Source organism: Helicobacter labetoulli, assembly GCF_003670275.1.
GTDB classification, from domain to species: Bacteria; Campylobacterota; Campylobacteria; order Campylobacterales; family Helicobacteraceae; genus Helicobacter_C; species Helicobacter_C labetoulli.
Genome location: NZ_QXJF01000039.1, coordinates 1 through 765 on the forward strand (window position 1 = coordinate 1; position 765 = coordinate 765).

Annotated in this window: 1 protein-coding gene; it reads left to right on the forward strand. The window is 39.2% G+C overall.

Annotation, left to right across the window (positions count from 1 at the left end; all coding sequences use genetic code 11):
* Positions 1–164: 164 nt before the first annotated feature.
* The coding region (locus EBF12_RS12110; protein WP_244196537.1) for a hypothetical protein at positions 165–765 on the forward strand (601 nt) is incomplete at its 3' end.

Below are 765 nucleotides of genomic sequence, written 5' to 3' on the forward strand. Positions count from 1 at the left end.
TTTGAATGAAAAAATTACTTTTCATTGCCGGAATCAGTATGGCTGTTTTAGCTAATATAGGATTAGCTGATGAGTTAGAGAAGAACGACACTCAAGTCCAAACACAAACCAAATCTCAATAATCTAAAAATACATTTAAGGTTGATGAAGAAGAGGCTGTCAATATGAGTAAGCAAGATTGGATTAATTTGCGTAGCAGAATGAATGAGAATAAAGAATCACATTTTCAAGCTGCCTTGCAACTTGATAGCGCAGAAGAGAGAAAGTTTCATCGTGAGGCTGCCAAAAACCTTGATGAACTAAAAAAGAAAATAGATCATCGCCGTTGGATTGAAAAAGAAGGCGGTTGGGGTATTCCAGCACAAGTGGATTTGCCTTTGGTAACCTTAATGGACTTTGATGGAGTTCAAGGGAACGAAGGGACTTTTATTATGCAAACTGGCTTTCGTTTAGGTATCAGTAAAAGACAATTCCACCCAAATTTAGAGTTTCGTGCCCTTACAGGTGTAGGTTATGCGTATAGCAGTGTAGGACATTCAGCATACTTCCCTTTTGCCTTAGAAGTGGGTTGGGCTGATAAGTATAGAAGACATCCTCGCTTTCTTGCAGGTGTAAGCTATGAGTATTCTACAGACTTTGGAAAGACAGAAGTGTATCTTGCTATATCCCCATTCAAAGATGATAATTGGGCGCTTCGTGCAAGTTATGGATTAAGTGGCGGTATGAAACTTGATGCCCCAGCTATTTCAGGCAACACAATCACTA